We start from the raw sequence: 1,333 nt of genomic DNA on the forward strand, positions 1-1,333 counted from the left end.
TAGATTAGCCCCATAGATCACCAGACACTTCGCCTCTCTTAAAATAAGAGGTAGTCTTGGAACTATGTTTAACACCAGTCAGAATAATAAGATGGTTGAAGTGTTATCAGGACCTGAGCGGCGTCGGCGTCGTACACCGCAGGAAAAAATTGCCATTATTCAGCAGACTATGGAACCCGGTATGACCGTGTCTCATGTCGCGCGCCTGCATGGCATCAATGCAAACCAGATATTCAAATGGCGCAAGCAATATGAAGACGGTTCGCTGACGGCTGTTGCATCGGGCGAGGAAGTGGTGCCGGCCTCCGAGCTCGCTGCCGCCAATAAGCAAATCCGCGAACTCCAGCGCCTTCTGGGCAAAAAGACGATGGAAGCCGAGATCCTTAAAGAGGCCGTGGAGTTCGGTCGGGCAAAAAAATGGATTGCGCATGCGCCCTTGTTGCCCGGGGACGACGACTAACCGACGTCTGCCGGAGTATTGGTGTGTCGCGTGCGCAACTGAGCATCAGGGTTCACCGGCCATCTGACTGGCAGGATCACAGACGGCAGCCCCGTTCTGACGATACCACCGTATTGTCCCGGATAAACATGGCGGTGGCTGACCTGCCGACGTATGGTTATCGCCGTGTGTGGGCGCTGCTGCGACGGGAGTCAGAGCGGGACGGCCTGCCTGTGGTTAATGCGAAGCGGGTGTATCGCATTATGAGAACACATAATTTGCTTCTTGAACGTAAATCCGCTGATCCTTGCCGTAAGCAGGCCCATAAGGGGCGCGTAGCAGTAGCTGAAAGTAACCGGCGCTGGTGCTCAGATGGCTTTGAGTTCCGCTGTGATAATGGCGAAAAGCTGCGGGTGACCTTCGCGCAGGATTGCTGCGACAGGGAGATCATTGACTGGGCAGCGAGCACCGGAGGCTATGACAAAGAAACGGTGCAGGATGTCATGCTGGGTGCGGTGGAAAAACGCTTCGGAAGGCAGTTGCCAACAGAGTCGCTGGAGTGGCTGACGGATAACGGTTCAGCCTACAGGGCTCATGAAACGCGGGCGTTCGCCCGGTTGCTGGGACTGGAGCCTTGCACGACAGCAGTGCGAAGCCCGGAAAGCAACGGCATAGCAGAAAGCTTCGTGAAGACGATAAAACGGGACTACATCAGCATCATGCCGAAACCGGACAGCCAGGCAGCGGTGATGAATCTGGCGGTGGCGTTCAGTCATTACAACGAACATCATCCGCATAGTGCACTGGGATATCGCTCACCACGGGAATATATACGCAGGAAGTTATCGCAACCGTAAGAGAGCAAAAACGTCTGGATATATAGGGTCAAATCCA

The 1,333-nt window shown here is 54.5% G+C and carries 1 protein-coding gene; it reads left to right on the plus strand.

All coding sequences use genetic code 11. The features are described 5' to 3' along the window. The first annotated feature begins 91 nt into the window (after positions 1-91). A protein-coding gene (locus EDF73_RS27340) for an IS3 family transposase (protein WP_132732060.1) occupies positions 92-1,296 on the plus strand; the annotation gives its coding sequence in 2 pieces (ribosomal slippage) (positions 92-410 and positions 410-1,296; 1,206 coding nt in all). Positions 1,297-1,333: the final 37 nt, after the last annotated feature.

It is taken from the genome of Klebsiella sp. BIGb0138, assembly GCF_004342285.1.
GTDB lineage: Bacteria > Pseudomonadota > Gammaproteobacteria > Enterobacterales > Enterobacteriaceae > Klebsiella.